Source organism: Acinetobacter sp. YH16038 (assembly GCF_013417275.1).
GTDB lineage: Bacteria > Pseudomonadota > Gammaproteobacteria > Pseudomonadales > Moraxellaceae > Acinetobacter.
Window position 1 is genome coordinate 1 of sequence record NZ_VPEG01000173.1, and the last position, 1,118, is coordinate 1,118.

A 1,118-nucleotide genomic window follows, 5' to 3' on the forward strand; every position below is an offset into this window, starting at 1 on the left:
TAAGCCAGCAGTAGAGAGGCCAATTGCGCCTTGATCTAAATTATAAGGCAGTGTGGTGTCTAAGACTAAATTGTCATCAATATAATGGCGCACACGTTGACCATGCACAATCACAGTCGCTTTATACGACTTATTGACCTCCATATTTTCTTTATAAGCAGATTTATGCAGCACATTCCACGCATTGGTAGGCTGGCGCAGCGCAAGTTCTAGACCGCTGGCGCCAGCTGCATCGGCGCGAATTGCAAATTGATAATAAGGCGTGAAGGCAGGTTCAGCATAGCTGTCAGCAGCGCGGTAAATAATACTGCCCCAGCGGCCGCCATTATTTCTTTCTAAATAAGTAAATTCGATATCTATGCGATAGTTTCTGAGTTTTTGATATTCAGGTGACAGCATTAACGTGGTCATTTGTGTGTCATTGGCGCGCCCATCAATGAATAAGCTGCCGTCTTTGACTTCAACCGTGCCTGCATTTGAGCGCAGTGTTGTCCATGCTGCTGGCAGCGCTGTGAGTTGATCGAAGTTTTCGTCTAAATAGACTTTAGGTACAGGAACTTCTTCTTCTGGTGTTTCTGGCTCTGGGGCTGGTGTTGTCGGTGTTTCAGGCAGGGCGGATGATTCATCTTTATCATCATTGTCGTTGCAGGCAGTTAAATTGAATGCCAATAATATTGCTAAGCTCAATGAAGTCAATTTAGTCATTATGTAGTCTCAGGTTTGATTTTTTAAAAAGCGATTCAAACTTAAGAGTTGAAAATGACACTTTGGTTGATTTGTCATATATCTAATCTTTGCTTACATATTAATGATTTATGAATTCATAAAATTTTAATAAAAATAGATTAAATAAATATGATCAATATTTAATCAAAAAAGTACATTGTTATGATTTATCAACTCATCCACTGCTCAAATTATCCCCAATTTCTGCGGACAACCCTTGGGATAAATCTCAGCCAATTTTGTACGCTTTGACTTACATTCATTCAGGCTCTTTGCGTCTATGCCATTCTTCATCAATTTTCTATTATGGGGACATAGAGAGCAGGATGCTCCAGATAAGAATAATAAGATCAGATACAGGGAATGCGAGGTACGACAGGAGTTATACCAAC

At 40.0% G+C, this 1,118-nt stretch carries 1 protein-coding gene; it reads right to left on the reverse strand.

What is annotated here, in order from left to right:
- Positions 1-705: family 16 glycoside hydrolase (locus tag FTV34_RS17620; RefSeq protein WP_180070933.1), on the reverse strand; the 705-nt coding region annotated here is incomplete at its 3' end.
- Positions 706-1,118: the final 413 nt, after the last annotated feature.